Genomic DNA, 15984 nt, shown 5'->3' with positions numbered 1-15984 from the left:
GCGAGGAGTGCCGCCCGTGAGTGGTAACGAACAAGTTGTCAAGTACTTCATCATGGAAGCCAATGAGCATCTGGAGGCGATGCAGGCGGCCCTGGGGAACTTGCAAGCAGTCATCGAAGAATATGAGGAGTGCAACACCATCTACCGAGCCGCCCACACCATCAAGGGCAGTGCGGCCATGCTTGGCTTTGAGGGAATGCGCCACCTAGCTTTGTTGCTTGAAAACTGTTTTAAGTTCCTGCGCGAAAACCCTATCAAGTTAGATAACAGAGATCAGCAAGATTTCGCAAACGGTGTCGCCCTTTTGGAGAAATTGACCCGGGCCCTGGAGGGTGGCACTTACAACGATGAGCAGGCCGTTCCGGCGGTGGACAGTCTGCGCCCATCCCTAGAAGCCCTATACGAACGAATTAAGAAGCGGGCGGCGGGCGAACCGGAAACACCTGCCCCAGCGCCTGCCCCAGCGGCTAAACCCCTGCCGGCCAATTTTGGCCCGTTGGTGATGGAAGCGCTGAAGCAAATGGTGGTGCTGTTTAAGCAACCGGCCACGCCGGAGTTGCGCGCACAGCTCGATCGCCTCTGTCAAAAGCTGCTGCAATTGGGTGATGGCTATGCCACTTGGCAAACCCTGATCCAAGCCACCCGCCGGGCGATCGCCCATCCCAAAGTGCCCTTCAATGCGATCGCCCCGATCGTGGTGCGGGATCTGAAACAGGCCACTGAGTTAATGGCTGGGGGCAAAGGCCACAGCATCACCCTGGGCCCCGAACTCCAAAAATTTGCTCCACCGGCCGCCGCAGCCGCTGCGGCCGCTCCCGCCGCGACCCCAGCCGCTCCGGCCGCTACTCCGGCCCCAGCCCCGGCCAATGGCCAAGTCAGCATTCCTCGGGATCCCAAGGGTGCTGCTCGGATTCTGATTTCCACGTTCCCCAAGGATCAATTGATGGAAATTGCCCGCTATTTGGCGGCGGCAGCTCGCTAGGTGCGCTGCAAGATGCTGGGGGTTAATCAAGGGTGAACTAGCCCCCTAAAAACGGCGCTCGAATTGCACCGAAAGACGCGACTCGCCCGCAAAGTCTGTGGAGCCGCGAATTACGGTGTCGTCGTTGAGGCGATAGTCCAGATTGAGGCGGGTGGTGTTGTTAATTTCCGAGATGATCTGAGCGATCGAAACGGAGAGATTGTTATTCAGGTCAATGCCCGCTTCAATGCCGAGACCCAGGGCGGTGGCTCGATCGTTCCGGTTGTTGTCGCCCCGGGGCCGGGCGGTGACGGTGGTGGGATAAATCCGAAAATCCGTCAGCCCGATCGCGCTGGCAATGTTGGTTTGAATGTTGTTGAGCAACCCAGCGCCGGCCAAGTTAGCCAGCACCACGGCCCCACCACTGCGATCGTCAAAGGTGTTGATTAGGCTGCCACCAATCAGGGCCAAAATTTGCGCCTCGCTGCGGGCGGGCCGACTGGTAAGGCGAATTTGATCGAGCAGTTGGCTGGCGCGACCTTGGACGGTGGCCTTGATCCGAACGGTGCGAGCGGAACCCATGGATCCAACCACACTTTCTCGAATTTCGGCGGGGTTGAAGCCGCTGGTATTGTCCGTTTGCAGGGGGTTGCGGCTGGAGTCGGGCACAAAGGCCACCATCTTCACATCCAGGTAAGGATCCAGACCCGATCGGGGGCGAAATTCCGCAAATTGAGGTTCGCCGCGCTCCAGGGTAAATTGCGTTGTGAACAGGTTAATCAAGCCCCGTTGCAGTCGAATGCGGCCACTGGGACGTGGATCGGCCAAGGTTCCGTTCAGCTCCAATCCCCCCTCCGCCAGGAAATTCAGGACAGGCAATTTCAAAATTTGCAAACCCCGGCCCAAGTTCACTTGCAGGTTTTGGAAGCGCGGGGTGATCCCCACCGTGGCGGCATTGGGCGTGCTGGCCATCAGGGCCGCCGGATCCGTGGGCAAGATCACCCGACCATTGACCAGGCCCAGGCTGCCGCCGACGATCGGCTTGAGAGCCGTGCCCGTGATGCTGATTTGGCCGTTCACGCCTCCTTCGTAGAGATCCCGCACATTAAGCTGCAATTGATCCAAAGCCACGTTCAGGGGGGAATCATTGGGCCCTAGGGCTTTGGTGTCGGCAATGGGCAAGATGCCCGCTAGGCGAATTTGTCCCTGGCCAAAGGCTCCGTTGATGCCGTTCACCACCAGCCGATCGCCCGTGAAGGTGGCCTGGCCGTTGATGTTGGTGATGGTTTGGGAGAGACCCTGCAACCCGATCGCCGCGTTGGCAAACTGGGCCTCTCCGGTGGCCTGGGGTTGGGCCAAGGTTCCGCCCACACTCAGCCGCACGCGCCCCTGGCCGCCCAGCCATTGAAATTGTGGAATCAGCAAGCTCGCCAACCCCAATTCCTTATCTTCCAATTCGGCATTCAGGCGCAGGCTGTCGTTATCCGGTTCCACCTTGGCGAAGGGCAACTTTTGGGGAATGCTGCCGGTGATCGCGATCGGGTCTTTGTCTTGGCTGCCTTGCACCGCCACGGCACTGCTGAAATTCAGCCGCGCTTGGGCATAGCTAAAGTTGCTGGTGGCCGTTTCGATCGGGGTGTTGTTCAGCTTGCCGCTGTTGAGCACCACCTGCCCCACGGCCCTTGGATCGTCGATCGTGCCGGCCAGGGCCGCCGTGATATTCACCCGGCCACTGAGGCGGGGCAAACCGGTGCGGCCGTAAAGTTCACGGACTTGGGGAATATTTTCCAGGGATTCGGCGGGAAAGTTGGTGAGCTGAAATTGACCCGATTGGGTTTTGCCAATTTGCCCCGCAAAGGCCAACAGGATATCGTTGCGGCGAAATTCCAAGGGGGCCAGGGTGAGGGTGTTGTCTTGGAAGTCGCCGCGAATATCCACCTGATCCGCATTCAGGGCCACTTGAGCCAGGCTACAGGCCTCTTCCGGTAACCAACTCCAGTCGCGACCCGAGAGATTGAACTTGGCGGCAATGCCCGTTTGCACGCTGCCATTGAAGGTGAGATTGGCCCCAAATCCGCCCCGGATTCGATCGAGATTGGCGATCGGGCTGGCATTGCAGCGATCGGCGATCGACTGGTTCAGCAGGGCCTTGATTTCCGCTAGCTTCCGCAGTTGTTGGGAAAGGGGTTGGTCAGCCATTTCCACGGCTAAGGGAGCCACCTGGGCAGCAGCGGCATAGGTGGGCGGCCGCAGGTTTTTGGCCCATTGGGCTGCGGATTCAAAATCCGTTAGTTGCAGGATCCGAATCAGGGTTTCCAGCTTGCCGTTGCGGGCTTGTACCTGGCCCTTGAAGCGCGGGTCAGCGGCCACCACCAACTCCGCCCCCACCAGATATTCACTGTTTCCTTGGGTCAATTTGCCATCGGTCAGTACGGCGCGGTTGTTGGCATACCCAAACAGGCCGGTGAATCGATCGCCAAAGGCCACTCCCACGCCCGGTTGTTCGGCGCTGATTTGCCCCTGGGCGGTGAAGCGATCGAGGTTCAGGCGTGCTCGGGCGGCGATCGTCCCTCGGGGAATGCCGGCCGGTTCCGTGAGGGCCGCGGGCCAACGCAACCGCTCCAATTGCAAATTCGCTAGCTCGGCCAAAAAATCTCGCCCTTGGCGGCGGCCGGTGGCGGTGGCCCCTTGCCATTGCAGATCTAAGCCGGTGGGTAGAAATTGTCGATCGAGCCGCAGGGCCAGGCGATCGGACTCGCCCCGCAGGTCGATCGACAATCCCCGATGCAAGCTCACGTCCACGGGCCCACTCATCAGCAGGTTAAAGTTTGCGCCCGCCGCTTCCAACCCCACCAAGTTGGCCGTCCCGATCGCCCGTAAACCAGCTAGAGGGCCATTAATCTGGCCGGTAAAATTCGCCCGCCCCGCCAGCAGGGGCCGATCGCGAAACGCATCCCGCACCCCGGCCGGAATTAGATTAGGAACCAAACCGGGCAGGGGTTCCAAATTGACGTTTTGCACCGCCACTTGCAAATCCAAATGGCGGAGGGTGGGCAAGCCGGCCAGTTGTGGGGGAATGCTGGGAAACAAAGACCCTGCCGCCCGCAACCCAGGCCCCACAGCCCGATCGAGCCGAATCGCTTGCCCATCCCAACGGGCCGCAAAGTCGATCGGCAGCCGTTGGTTGAGGTAGTTGGCTTGGGCAACGGTTAACAAACTGGAGCGATCGCCCGGCCTCAGTTGCCCCGTCACTTGGGCTGCGATCGAAGCAGGATTGCGGGCCAACAGGCCGGCCACGGTTCCTTGGGCCGTGACCTGGCTGCTGAGTTGTCCGGTGGCTTGGGGCACAATCCGCGCCAACTGAATGCCCGCCAATTGGGTTTGCAATTGCCAGCGATCGCCCGTGGCCTGGGCGGCCCAATCCAGCTTGCCACCGGCCAAATTTTGCAAGTTGCCCGCCGCCTGGACAGCCAAACCCGTCAAGGGGCGATCTAAAGTGCCCCGAGCTTGGGCTGTGGCGGTCAATTGGCCCGAGAGTTGCGGAATCACCCGCCCCACTTGCAGATTTTGCAGCCGAGCCGAGCCGGCCCAAGCCCGATCACGCAGTTGCACCGCCGTTGTGATTTGCCCGCCCAGCAGTTCCGTGCGGGCCTCCGTGTCCAGCGCGGTTAGGTTGCCGCGCGATCGCCCCGTGACAGAGACCGGCCCCGGATCCTGGGGTAAATTCAGGCCATAGGCTTGGGCGATCGGGACCAGGGGCAAATCCTGAACCCGCCAATCGGCCGACAGCCGATCGATGCCCAACCGATCCAAGGCCCCATTCGCCAACAGACGGGCCGAACCATCGGCGTTGATTGCACCCCCGGCCGTTGGTTCAACGCGCAGCTGATCGAGCTGGGCCGCCAGGGGAAAGGCCCGCACTAACCGACTTTGCCAATTTTCAAACAGGCGAAGGGGCGAATTTTTGGGCGGTTCCGATTCTTGGCCGATCGCGGAGAAATTGCCTTGAACGCGCCGAAAGGCCAGGCGATCGACCCGTAAGCCACCCACCGAGACGAAATTGCCGGTAATTTGCGGGCGATCGAGCGTTCCCCGTAGCCTGGCATTCACCTCCACCGGCCCCACGATCGGGAGAGGCAAGGTCTGATCGAGCGTGGTTGCCAGATCCGCCGGCCGCAACGCCTCCGCCCGCAACGTCACATCATATTGAGCCTCCAGGGTGGTTTTGAGGGGATTTTGCAGATTCAACACCGTTCCCGAAAAATCCACCGGCCCATTCGCGATCGCCTGCAAGGATCCATATTGACCTTGGGCCTGATCCAGCGTCACAACGGCCCCCCGCAACCGCAACCGGCCCGTGGCCAGGGCCATGGGCTTGGGCACGAGGGGGCTGGTGATGCGCCAATCTCGCAGTTGCAGCGTGCCCTGAAGCGCCGGAATGCTTTTCCCCAATTGATATCGCCCATCGGCCACCCCATCCACCCGTCCCCGCTCGATCGTCATCGGAGCGGGCATGGCCTGGGCCAATCCGGTCACATCCAGGTTTTGCAGGCGCGATCGCACCGCCAACTCCTGGGTCGGAATTTTGAACTCTCCTTTGAGGTCAAACTGTCCGGGCCGCACTTGCCCCACGGTTCCCAACACCGAAAACCGCGCCAATTCCGGCTGGCCAGCACGCCACTGCCCCAAATCCGCCGAACCGGAAGCCACAATCTTCACGGGCAACGGCGGGGTCGATCGCCGGGGCCGATTCACCAAGGCAGGCGCAGGCACCAAGGTCACCTGGGCATTTTGGAACTCAAAACGACTGGGACGCAGCTCAAAGGGCGGCTTAGGGCCCGACTTCAAGCGCACTTCAAATAAATTGCCGTCGTTGGTTTGCTCCACATACACCGACGGATCCCGAAAGGTAATCGCGATCGGGATGACACGATCGCCCAGCAAATTAGGCAACTGGGCGATCGACCAAAAATCAAACCTGGCCTCAACCGCACCGGCCTTCGCCTGGTCAGGATCCTGCGCGGTGGGCAACAGGGCTGATTCCCCAAAGGTCAGCCCGCCCAAGGACAATCCCGTCAGGGGCCCCACCTTCACCGGCCGCATCAGGGCATCGCTGAGGGCTGCGGACAAAAAATCCGAAAATCGATAGTGCAGCCAATACCAACCAAACCCCAGCCCCCCGGCCACCAGCCCGATCGACCCCAAAACGGCCGCCCGTCCCACCCAACGCCACAGGGATCTTCGATTCCTTTGGGGACGGCGCGATCCGGGGAGGGATGGCTCAAGCTCGGAGGGCTGATCCGGCTCCCGATCGGGCAAATTTCCTGGCGACTGCATAGCTCTGAAACCCGGTGCAACTCCTCACCCCGTGCGAGCTAGCCATCAGCCCCGCTGCACGATTGTGCATATCATAGACGACTCATTTCGCTGGTCTTGTTGACTGTTCCAAGTTCTGGATTGCCCATGGGGTCTTGATTGGCGATCGAGGGCTGGCCTTGGTTGGGCGCAACGGGGCGATCGGCGCGTTTAGCCTTATGGTTTAGCTTTGTGGTTTTGTATCGCAATTTATAGGCCACAATCATGATCATGGTTGCTGCTGGGCTGGCTTGCGGGGGCGATCGCGCCTGTTTGCGTTACAGTTGGTGCAATAAGGGTAAATCCTGAGTGGCTTAAGTAATTCATAAAAATATTATTTTAAGTAATTTATTAATTTAGAATTTTATTAAACAAATTAAATCACTAAATCAATTTTTAAATTTGCTCAATAAGTCTGGTGTTTTAAATGAATCTTGAATGGACTAACCTGGTTGCACTCTTTGGAGCAATGACGATCCTAGCCACATTACCCAGCGTTAGCGTGTTCACAGTGGTGGCGGCAGCGGCTCAAGGGGGATTCCGGCCAGGTGTTTGGACAACGCTGGGCATTGTTTTGGGGGATTTATTGTTGATTTTGCTGGCGGTTTTTGGGTTGACTCTGTTGGTTGAATCGCTAGGCAGTGCTTTCGCCATCATTCGGTATTTGGGCGGCGCTTATTTGGTGACGATCAGCTGTTTGTTGTGGCGTTCAACGGGGCGATCGACTATTCACCATGACTCCTTGAGTGAGATGGAGGAATTGGAACCCACTAAAACTATTTCTGTGCAGCCATCCAACTGGGGGCATTTCATCACTGGCTTAGCGATTACTTTGGGTGATCAAAAGGCTGTTTTGTTTTATTTAGGGTTCTTGCCAGCATTTGTTAATTTGAAGCAATTGACAACCTTGGATATTCTAATTTTGATGGCAATTGCGGCGTTAGCGGTGGGTGGCGTTAAATTGGGATATGCCTATTTTGCAAGTCGTGCGAGGTTGCGTTTTGGTCAACGGCTGGGGGTGATGATGAATCGGGTGGCGGCAGTGATCATGACTGTGGTGGGATTGGTGGTGATTTTTCGATCATAGTTTCAACCACCTGGGAGCAAGGGGCTTAAGCCCCTTGTCTTGATTGATCGGTAGCCCTTATTTTTATCGATCAATCGAATGATTTGAGTGATCATCACTCAGATCAACAGCAGATCAATTTGGACTTTTTCGATATCCTAGATACAGCCTTTACCTAAAATAATTGGCACGCCATATCACAGATACCATGAAGCAACGGCTCGGTGGGCATTGCCCACCCTACGGGCCACTATGCTTAGTAATCGAGATAAGGGCTGTATTTGCTTAAAATTCGGTTGCTATAGGCTTTGAGAATTTAAACTTCTTTTCAAACAATTATGATAATTATGAAATAGATTCTGGGGGGAAGGTTTCATGGCGAAATTGGGCGGCACTTCTCGAAAATCGATCGGCTCACGGCCTGAAGCCGATCGGGTCGATCGCCCTGATTTGCCCCTTTCGCCGGCCCATGAGCGGCTCCTGGCCCTGTGGCTCCATGGCAAAAGCCGCCACACCCGTCGCTATTACCAGCGGGAGGCCCTGCGGTTTTTGGCCTTTGTGGATTGCCCGATCGAGCAGGTGAGCGCCATTGATGTGCAGGGGTTTTTGGATGAGTTGGAGCGCGATCGATTGGCTCCGAGCAGCATGGGCCGCTCGATCGCGGCGATTAAATCCCTGCTGCGGTTTGCGCATCAAATGGGCCTGGCTCCCGACAATCCGGCGGTGGCTTTTAAAGTCCCCAGCACGAAAGACACCCTTTCGGAGCGGATTTTAAGTGAAGCTCAGGTGCAAGAAATGCTGGCAGCAGAACCCCAGCCCCGAAATCGATTAATGTTGCGATTGCTCTATGCGGCCGGGGTGCGGGCTAGTGAGCTTTGTGGACTGTGTTGGCGAGATTTGCAACCCCGAGGGGATGGGGGCCAAGTGACGGTCTATGGCAAGGGCAACAAAACCCGCGCGGTGTTGCTGCCACCAACCCTTTGGCAAGAACTCCAGGCCTATCGCGAGTCGATCGAGCCGTTGCCCCATCGCCAAGACCCGATTTTTCGGAGCCGCAAGGGGGGGCATCTGGATCCCTCGCAACTGATGCGAATTGTGCGATCGGCGGCCCAGCGCGTGGGCATTGAGGCCAATGTTTCGCCCCACTGGTTGCGCCACGCCCACGCCAGCCACAGCCTCGATCGGGGTGCGCCGATTCACCTGGTGCAAGCCACCCTGGGCCACGCCAGCATTGCCACCACGGGCCGCTATCTCCATGCCCGCCCCCAGGACAGTTCCGGGCGCTATCTGGATCTTTAAGGATTGGGAATCATTACTCTGCAAACTCTTCGTCGCAAACCATTCGTCCATTGCATCCTTTCGGGAACCCGTGGCAAGATGGGGCTGATCTTTGGAGCCATTGGCCCGTGACTCGTGGGCGGCCGTCTGAGAAGCGATCGAGCACGATGCAAGACTGCGATCGATTAGGAGCAAAGCAAATGAAGACCACCACTTGGGCTACTGTGATCGGCTCGGCGATCGCCGCCACGGTTTTGAGCGTGGGCCCCGCCCTGGCCCAGTCGGCTGACTATGGCGATCGGGTCATTGTGCCGGGGCCAAACGACCCCTTGGGCAGCGGCACGGTACAAACCGGCACGCCCGGCAGTCGTTCATCGGCCGCCATTCCGATCACCACCATTCCCCAAGCCTTTGACGCAACGTTTTATCGCCACAACCCCCCAACCCACACCGATCAAACGATTTGGGGACAGTTGCAAGTCATCCTAGGGCTGCCGTTCCCTGAAAAGGGTACTAATGCCGACAGCCGCAACATCAGCCGCCTGTATTACGAAGTGCTGCAACGCCAAAGCCTGTCGGATCCCTGGATTCGGACACAGGACTTGCCGAACCCTTACAACGGGTCGCTGCTGCAAATGCAACGATCGACCGGCGACGGCCAAAGTTCGCCCTAGGTTCGGTCACGAAATCGGTCACTCAACCCGATCACCCTGCCACTGTTCCAACACCCGCACCAACTGCTGGCTCACCTCGGCCGCGTAGGCTCGACTATCCAGGCAGCGCGGCGGCTGGGCCAAGGCTCGGGTCAGGTGCTGGCGAATTGATTGCCGCAGGGTTGGATCCGCCGCCAAACGCCCCGCCAGAGCCAGGTAATCTGCCTCTGAGCGGGCAACCCAATCCCCCAAACCCACATCGCGCAAAATGGCAGCCCCTTGGCGCGATCGAAACCAGTCGCTTTCGCGGGCCACCACCGGCAACCCCACCTCGATCGCATCCACAATGGAATTCGCCCCACCAAAGGGAAACGAATCGAGATAGATATCAGCCAGTTGCAACACCGCTTTCACATCGGCCCGGCTGGGCAGTTGGTCAAACACAATGGCTCGATCGGGATTGACCCCGTGGGCGGCCAAAGTTTCCCGCAAGCGCCGCCAAAATTGCACCTTGGGATAGTTGCGCTTCCAACTGGCTCCAAAGGGACAAAGCAAGAGATAACTATCAGGAAACTGGGCCAGCAGTTTCGCCCAAGTTTCCCGTTGTTCGGGGATAGTTTTATATAAATTGGCTCCCGAAACAAAGGCGATCGCCCCCTCAGAAATCCCCACACTGGCCCGATCGATGACCAATCGCGGTTCGGTGGCTTCCAAGGAGTAGTCAAAACAGTGGGCCGGCCCCGACACACAGAGCAATTTTTCCTGATAATGGGCGGCGGCGCTGGCGGTTTCCGTGAGCTGACCGGATAGGTAGTAATCCATATGGGTCATGCCGCTGGTGACGGGGGAAGAAACGGAATGGATTTGCACTCGCGCCAACCGATGGGCCCCAATCATCAACACCCGATGTAGGGAATTGGTGACGATCGTGGCCACCAACAACAAATCCAAATCATCTTCCCGAATTCGGGCCACCTGTTGTTTTAAATCACCCACCAGCGGCACGATTGCATCTCCCGATCGGCGTTGTTGATAGGCATGCAGCAGATCTGGATCGCGATCAATGACATACAAAATCACTTCAAACCGATCGCGATCGAGCCACTCGAACACCGGAAAGGTTGTGAAGGTTTCCGGATGAGATAAATAATTGGTTTTCAGAATTCCGAGTCGAATTTTGGGGCGATCGGGCGGTCGGGGTGCAAAATCATATTCCAACTGATGGCCCGCCAACCGCAGGGAAAATTCCAAAATTGCGGCCCGTTTAGCAAAGGTCGATCGCAAATTTCGATCGCAAAAATAAAGCGGGACAAGGTTCGCCAAATTGCTAAACGTCAGGGCGATTTTTTGCCATTGTGCCGATTGTGGATAGCGGAAAATTTGTTCATGTAAATAGTCCACCAGGGCGATGGTGAAGTTGGCATAGCGATCGACCTCGCCCAATTCTCGAAAAAAGCAGGGAAAAGCCAAGCAATAGTCAAAAAAGGGTTCGATCGCCCAAGGTGGCAGTTGCAACCCATGCAGATCGGGCAACCAGGTTTCGGCTCGTTGATAGAGGGCGATCGCCCAAACCGCTTGGAGGCGGGGAGCTGGCCAAGTGGCGGCCAATTCCCGCTCGATCGGCTCCAGCCACTGGCGTTCCTCGGGGGTCAAGGCCTCATAGCGCAAGTTGCAATCCCAAAGGGCCGCTTGGGCGGCGCGGCCGGTTTCCCATTGGGTCGCCATGGCTGCGTCCGGTGTGGCCAGCCACTGTTCCGCCAATTGACGACGCAGATCCCGCAATTGGGCCAGGGGTTCCGGCGCAAAGGGCTGACGATCCCAATGATCCAGGACTTGTTCGATCGCCTCTAGCAGCGCAGTCATGGGCAACCCATCTAAGCGGAATAGTCCGCGATCGCGAAGATATAAACCCCATGGAGGGTCAAGGCTCCCAACCAGCCCAGGGTGACCCAAACGGCCCAAGGATCACTCGCCCGGTTCAGGGTTTCAAAAAACCACAGACCCGAGTTACTGGCGGCAAAAATCGCCACGTGGGTCGCAAAGGTCATCCGATCGTCGAGTTTGCGATATTCAGGATCGGTGCGATCGGGTTCACGGGGCCAACGGGGAGGCATAGGACAGTTACCGGGTTGCGATTTGGGACGGAAAACCGGTTCTCATTCTGCCATGGTCTGCCGGGGCGATCGCGGTTGGGGTGAATCAACGGTCGGCTGCAACTGGTTGAGGGGGCGATCACCTGGCGGCATCAGGACTGTTCTCACCGCTGCCCAAACCTGGATGATGGAATGATGGTTGGTGCAAGGGGTCGATCGAGGTTTGGACGATGAAGCAATCCAAGAAACAAAACAAGAAACAAAACTTCTCAAGTTTCACGCTCTCTCAGGCCTATCAACATTTAGGGTTGGTGATGCTCAAGCCTTGGGCGATTGATTTTGTGCCGAAGGAACCGAGCCAATTTTTTCTGCAACGGCTCGATCGACTGCAACAAACGTTTGATCTCCGTGCCTATGAAAAGTCTAAGGAGTTGTTGATTGATGCGGTTTGTGAGGAAGCGCTTTACCCTAATTCGGCGCTGAAAATTTGGAAGGGAGCTGCCCTCAGCAGTGATGATCTGACGGGCAATGTGGATTATTTAATGACCGATCGCAAGGATTATCTGGATCGCCCCTATCTCTGCATTGTGGAGGCGAAGAAGGATGATTTTGAGCAGGGGTTGGCGCAATGTTTGGTGGAGATGGCGGCTTGCCTGTGGAACAATCGCCAGGTGGGTCAAGAAATTCCGGTGTTTGGCATTGTGACTAATGGTGAAACTTGGCGGTTTTATCGCTTAGATCCGGATCAACAGGTTTATGAATCTGCCCCCTACGCGATCGGGAGTTGGCCGATCGTTTTGGGTTGTTTGCATCGGGTTTTTCAGTGGTGTTTGGCTCACAGTCAGGGGGCGATCGGGGAGGGTTGATGGTCGAAATCCTTGAGGCGGAATGGGCCCCAAAAAACCACCCGAAGGTGGTCTGTTTTCAATCAAGTGGTGGCCCCAGTGAGTGGGGCATGGCAGTAGATTTGGTCACCAACTGTCCAGTTTTTCTGAGTATTCATAGCTCAAAACTCCTCAACGACTCGGTGGCATTGTGCGACGAAAGTATCGAGCAGCCCACTCGGGAAGCTTGATGACGATGCTTTCGTAGTTGCTGGATGTAGCTTGCAGATCCCATCGGCGCTCCCCTGAAGCATTATCTCGTGCATAGAACGATGCATAGCGCATTTCGTTCCGCCCTCCCTGGGTCGCCCGGTATCGAACCAAGGCAATATTCTCGTGCTCAACACAACGGTCAATCCTGACCGAATCAGCTCCGTGACGTTCACTTCGCTGAATCCAATAAGTCATCGTCCGCAGGTCGCAACGAAGAAGTTGTTTGGAGCTTTCGACAGAAAACAGGATCGAAGCAATCAGGTCAATCATTAACTTCCCCCTTGTCAGCAGGCTTAATTGGTATCCGCAGACTTTGCAGCCGTCAATAACAATCTGATCGCGAAAGATGTATTTGCCCGAGGGCGAAATAAGCCAGTTCTCGCTAACCCAGTTGGCTCCCCAAATGGTTTTCAATCAAGTGGGGCCCTCGCCCTAAACTAACTCTTGTGATGTAAGGATTGCAATGCACTCGATCTACACCCCGAAAAGAAATGGACAAAATCCTTGACTTCACAAAAATCCACAACTTCAACGAAAAAATGCGGGTTTCAGCCGATCGCCCTAGGTTGTAGATGGCCAAATCGCAACCGATCGACCCGGGCCCAAGCGTAATCCAATCTACGAGGCTATGGTGGGTGGCAAGGCGATCCAGTGCGGGGAAATGGGCCATGCGTGGACTCTGGTTGGGCGGGTTGGTATGGCTGTTGGGCGCAATCCCCGCGATCACCCTGCCCCAGCCGGTTCGATCGGCACAACCCGCCCAGTCGCCTACGGATTTGCCCTCCAAACCAGCGGCCGATCGGCTGTTGCAACAGGGAATTCAACAATACCGAACCGGTCAGTTTCGGGCGGCCCTTCAGTCCTGGGAAGCCGCCCTTCAGATTTATCGCGCCCTTCGGTCTCAGAGCGGGGAAGCAGCGGCCCTCGGTAATTTGGGCAATGCCTATAATGCTTTGGGTCAATACCAGCGCGCCATTGAATATCACGAGCAGTCCCTAGCGCTCGATCGCCAACGGGGCAATCTCCAGGGAGTCGCCCAGTCAATCCATAACCTGGGCAACGTTTATCAATCCCTCGGAGACTATCAACGCGCCATTACCTATTACGAACAATCCCTGGCGATCGAGCGTCAACTGGGCAATCAATCCGGTCTGGCCGATTCCCTCGGCAGTTTGGGCAATGTCTATAACCGTTTGGGACAATATCAACGCGCCATTACCTATTACGAACAAGCCCTAGAAATTGACCGCACGATCGGTAATCAACGAGGAATTTCTGCAACTCTGGGAGGTTTGGGATTAGCTTACCAATCCTTGGGAAGCTATCAGCGTGCCCTTGATTCTTATGAGCAATCGTTAGTCCTCAATCGCCAATTGAGTGATCGCCAGGGAGAAGCCATCTCACTCGGTAATCTTGGCACTATTTACAATTTTCTGGGTCAATATCAGCGATCAATCAATTATCAAGAACAAGCCCTGGCGATTAAGCGCGAAATTGGCGATCGCAACGGAGAAGCTATTTCTCTGAGTAATCTTGGTCAAATTTACAATTCTCTCGGTCAGCAGCAACGATCGATCAATTATCAAGAACAAGCCCTGGCGATTAAGCGCGAAATTGGCGATCGCAACGGAGAAGCCATTTCTCTAAATCATTTAGGCAATGTTTATAACAATTTGGGTCAGCATCAGCAAGCAATTAATTATTACGAGAAAGCCTTAGCCATTCAGCGGGCGATCGGCGATCGAGAAGGTGAAGCCGTGGTTTTGAGCAGTTTGGGCAACAGTTACCATGACCTCGGGCAATATCAACGCGCCATTACCTATCACGAACAATCCCTAGCGATTAAACGAAAAATTGGCAACCAAGCAGGAGCCGCTTACTCCCTGACTGTCCTCGGAATGGCTTACCACGCCCTTAATCAATATCAGCGTGCCATTGAATATTACGAACAGTCCTTGGCGATCGCTCGCTCCATTGGCGATCGCGAGGTGGCAGCCATGACATTCAGCAATCTTGGGCTTGCCAATTTCTATACCAATCGATTAGCAGAATCCGCCAAAGCGTTGCAGTCCAGCTTAGATCTGTTGGAAGCAATTCAAGCTGATTTGGGCCAGAACGATCGCGATCGCACCTCGCTGCTGGAAAGCCAACAAAATGTTTATCAAGCTTTGCAACGAACCTTGATCGCCATGAATCAAACGGCTGAAGGGGTTGTCGTTGCTGATCGTGGTCGGGCCCGATCGCTGCTGTCTTTTTTGCAATCCAATTCCACATCCCCAAATTCATCCCTGACGGCTGCTGAAATGCAGTTGATCGCCCAACAACAAAAGGGCACAATTATTCACTATTCCGCCGTTTGGGGAGAGCTATATATTTGGGTGATTCCGCCTCAGGGCGCGATCGCCTTTCGGAAAGTTCCCTTACCCGAATCCGCAAAAGGTCTGAGTCAAACGGCTGAAGCTTTGCGAAACAGTGCGGTTACCCTGCGGTTAATCAGTATGCGGGGCAATGATCAAGGACTGAGTGATCTTGCTAATCAATTACGAGGAACGGGCAACGAACGGATCACTGAAAATCCCACGGATTTACGACAAGGCTATGACCTGTTGATCAAGCCGATCGCTGATTTATTACCCACAGAAACGGGCAGCAAATTGATCATCATTCCCCATCGTGAATTGGCGGTGGTTCCCTTTGCGGCCCTGCGGGATGAGTCGGGCAAATTTTTGATCGATCGCTATACCCTGGCCTTTGCGCCTTCGGTGTCGGTGTTGGCGGAAGCGGCCCGCCGTCCCCAAACCAGCAACGGCCCGGCGCTGATTGTGGGCAATCCTGATCCGATGCCGGACAATTTGAACCCGTTGCAGGGCGCAGAGTCTGAGGCCCGGGCGATCGCCCAAACCCTGAATGCCACGCCTTTAATTGGGGCCCAAGCCACCGAATCGAAGGTGAAAGAACGGATCGATCGCGCGGGTTTGCTGCATTTTGCGACCCATGGGGTTGTGCCCAGAACGGTTGATGGCGGTTTGGAAAGTTGGCTGGCTCTGGTTCCTGACGGCAAGGAGGACGGGCGATTGACGATCGCGGAAATCTTCGATCGCAATTTGCAAGCGCGGCTGGCGGTGCTGAGTGCTTGCGACACGGGCCGAGGAACCGTCAGCGGTGAAGGGGTGATCGGTTTGGCACGGGCATTTTTCAAGGCCGGTGTGCCAACGGTGGTGGCGAGTCTCTGGAAAGTGCCGGACGAACCCACAGCCCTGATGATGCAAATTTTCTATGCAGAACGAGCAGCGGGCAGCGATCCGGCGGTGGCGTTGCGATCGGCCATGTTGCAGGTGCGGGAGCAATATCCGGGGCCCCAAAATTGGGCGGCCTTCGTGGCGATCGGAGATACGAATGGATATCGATGATTGTGGGGCAATGCCTAATCGGGTCGAGGAGCTTCGATCCGACAAAACATGGATTTTTGCGGATCGCGGAT

General features: G+C 56.3%; 11 protein-coding genes. 6 read left to right on the top strand and 5 right to left on the bottom strand.

Translation table 11 applies throughout. From position 1 onward, the window contains the following. The first annotated feature begins 16 nt into the window (after positions 1-16). Complete coding sequence (locus tag H6F46_RS13440) at positions 17-982, top strand: Hpt domain-containing protein (protein ID WP_143473099.1); 966 nt, start codon at positions 17-19, stop codon at positions 980-982. Positions 983-1027: 45 nt separating this feature from the next. Here H6F46_RS13440 and H6F46_RS13435 read toward each other — a convergent pair whose 3' ends face one another. Next, positions 1028-6298: a translocation/assembly module TamB domain-containing protein gene (locus tag H6F46_RS13435; protein WP_190355408.1), complete on the bottom strand. Its 5271-nt coding sequence runs from the start codon at positions 6296-6298 to the stop codon at positions 1028-1030. A gap of 71 nt (positions 6299-6369) precedes the next feature. Beyond that, positions 6370-6549 (bottom strand): hypothetical protein, encoded by a 180-nt coding sequence (locus H6F46_RS13430; RefSeq protein ID WP_190405012.1) that lies wholly within the window; start codon positions 6547-6549, stop codon positions 6370-6372. 194 nt (positions 6550-6743) lie between these two features. On the opposite strand from H6F46_RS13430, the gene H6F46_RS13425 reads away from it, so the two are divergent. From H6F46_RS13425 to H6F46_RS13415, 3 genes are all read left to right on the top strand, one after another. Next, complete coding sequence (locus H6F46_RS13425) at positions 6744-7403, top strand: LysE family transporter (protein WP_190355409.1); 660 nt, start codon at positions 6744-6746, stop codon at positions 7401-7403. A gap of 354 nt (positions 7404-7757) precedes the next feature. Further along, entirely contained in the window at positions 7758-8681 is a 924-nt protein-coding gene (locus H6F46_RS13420; protein ID WP_190355410.1) for a tyrosine-type recombinase/integrase, read from the top strand. Positions 8682-8788: 107 nt separating this feature from the next. Then, positions 8789-9334 carry a hypothetical protein gene (locus H6F46_RS13415; protein ID WP_190355411.1) on the top strand — a complete coding sequence of 182 codons (546 nt, stop codon included), beginning with the start codon at positions 8789-8791 and terminating at the stop codon, positions 9332-9334. An 18-nt stretch (positions 9335-9352) separates the two neighbouring features. Here H6F46_RS13415 and H6F46_RS13410 read toward each other — a convergent pair whose 3' ends face one another. Then, positions 9353-11176: a hypothetical protein gene (locus H6F46_RS13410; RefSeq protein WP_190355412.1), complete on the bottom strand. Its 1824-nt coding sequence runs from the start codon at positions 11174-11176 to the stop codon at positions 9353-9355. 11 nt (positions 11177-11187) lie between these two features. Next, on the bottom strand, positions 11188-11427 hold the full coding sequence (locus tag H6F46_RS13405; RefSeq protein ID WP_190355413.1) for a 2TM domain-containing protein: 240 nt from the start codon (positions 11425-11427) through the stop codon (positions 11188-11190). Between the two features lie 209 nt (positions 11428-11636). On the opposite strand from H6F46_RS13405, the gene H6F46_RS13400 reads away from it, so the two are divergent. Next, positions 11637-12272, top strand: a complete 636-nt coding sequence (locus H6F46_RS13400) for a hypothetical protein (protein WP_190355414.1) — start codon at positions 11637-11639, stop codon at positions 12270-12272. Between the two features lie 150 nt (positions 12273-12422). Here the strand turns inward: H6F46_RS13400 and H6F46_RS13395 are convergent, their stop codons facing one another. After that, complete coding sequence (locus tag H6F46_RS13395; protein WP_190355415.1) at positions 12423-12917, bottom strand: hypothetical protein; 495 nt, start codon at positions 12915-12917, stop codon at positions 12423-12425. Between the two features lie 254 nt (positions 12918-13171). Here H6F46_RS13395 and H6F46_RS13390 point away from each other — a divergent pair, with 254 nt between their 5' ends. Next, complete coding sequence (locus tag H6F46_RS13390; RefSeq protein ID WP_190355416.1) at positions 13172-15913, top strand: CHAT domain-containing tetratricopeptide repeat protein; 2742 nt, start codon at positions 13172-13174, stop codon at positions 15911-15913. Positions 15914-15984: the final 71 nt, after the last annotated feature.

Origin of the sequence: Limnothrix sp. FACHB-1083, assembly GCF_014696485.1 — a bacterium.
In the GTDB taxonomy this organism is placed as follows: domain Bacteria; phylum Cyanobacteriota; class Cyanobacteriia; order CACIAM-69d; family CACIAM-69d; genus CACIAM-69d.
The sequence above is the reverse complement of the archived record's forward strand: the minus strand, read 5'-3'. Positions and strand labels throughout refer to the sequence as shown.

Excerpts from the sequence above, each read along its gene's own strand:
- H6F46_RS13435 (WP_190355408.1), bottom strand. The coding sequence starts at position 6,298 with ATGCAGTCGCCAGGAAATTTGCCCGATCGGGAGCCGGATCAGCCCTCC.
- H6F46_RS13410 (WP_190355412.1), bottom strand. The coding sequence starts at position 11,176 with ATGACTGCGCTGCTAGAGGCGATCGAACAAGTCCTGGATCATTGGGAT.
- H6F46_RS13420 (WP_190355410.1), top strand. The coding sequence starts at position 7,758 with ATGGCGAAATTGGGCGGCACTTCTCGAAAATCGATCGGCTCACGGCCT.
- H6F46_RS13390 (WP_190355416.1), top strand. The coding sequence starts at position 13,172 with ATGCGTGGACTCTGGTTGGGCGGGTTGGTATGGCTGTTGGGCGCAATC.
- H6F46_RS13405 (WP_190355413.1), bottom strand. The coding sequence starts at position 11,427 with ATGCCTCCCCGTTGGCCCCGTGAACCCGATCGCACCGATCCTGAATAT.
- H6F46_RS13430 (WP_190405012.1), bottom strand. The coding sequence starts at position 6,549 with ATGATCATGATTGTGGCCTATAAATTGCGATACAAAACCACAAAGCTA.
- H6F46_RS13400 (WP_190355414.1), top strand. The coding sequence starts at position 11,637 with ATGAAGCAATCCAAGAAACAAAACAAGAAACAAAACTTCTCAAGTTTC.
- H6F46_RS13425 (WP_190355409.1), top strand. The coding sequence starts at position 6,744 with ATGAATCTTGAATGGACTAACCTGGTTGCACTCTTTGGAGCAATGACG.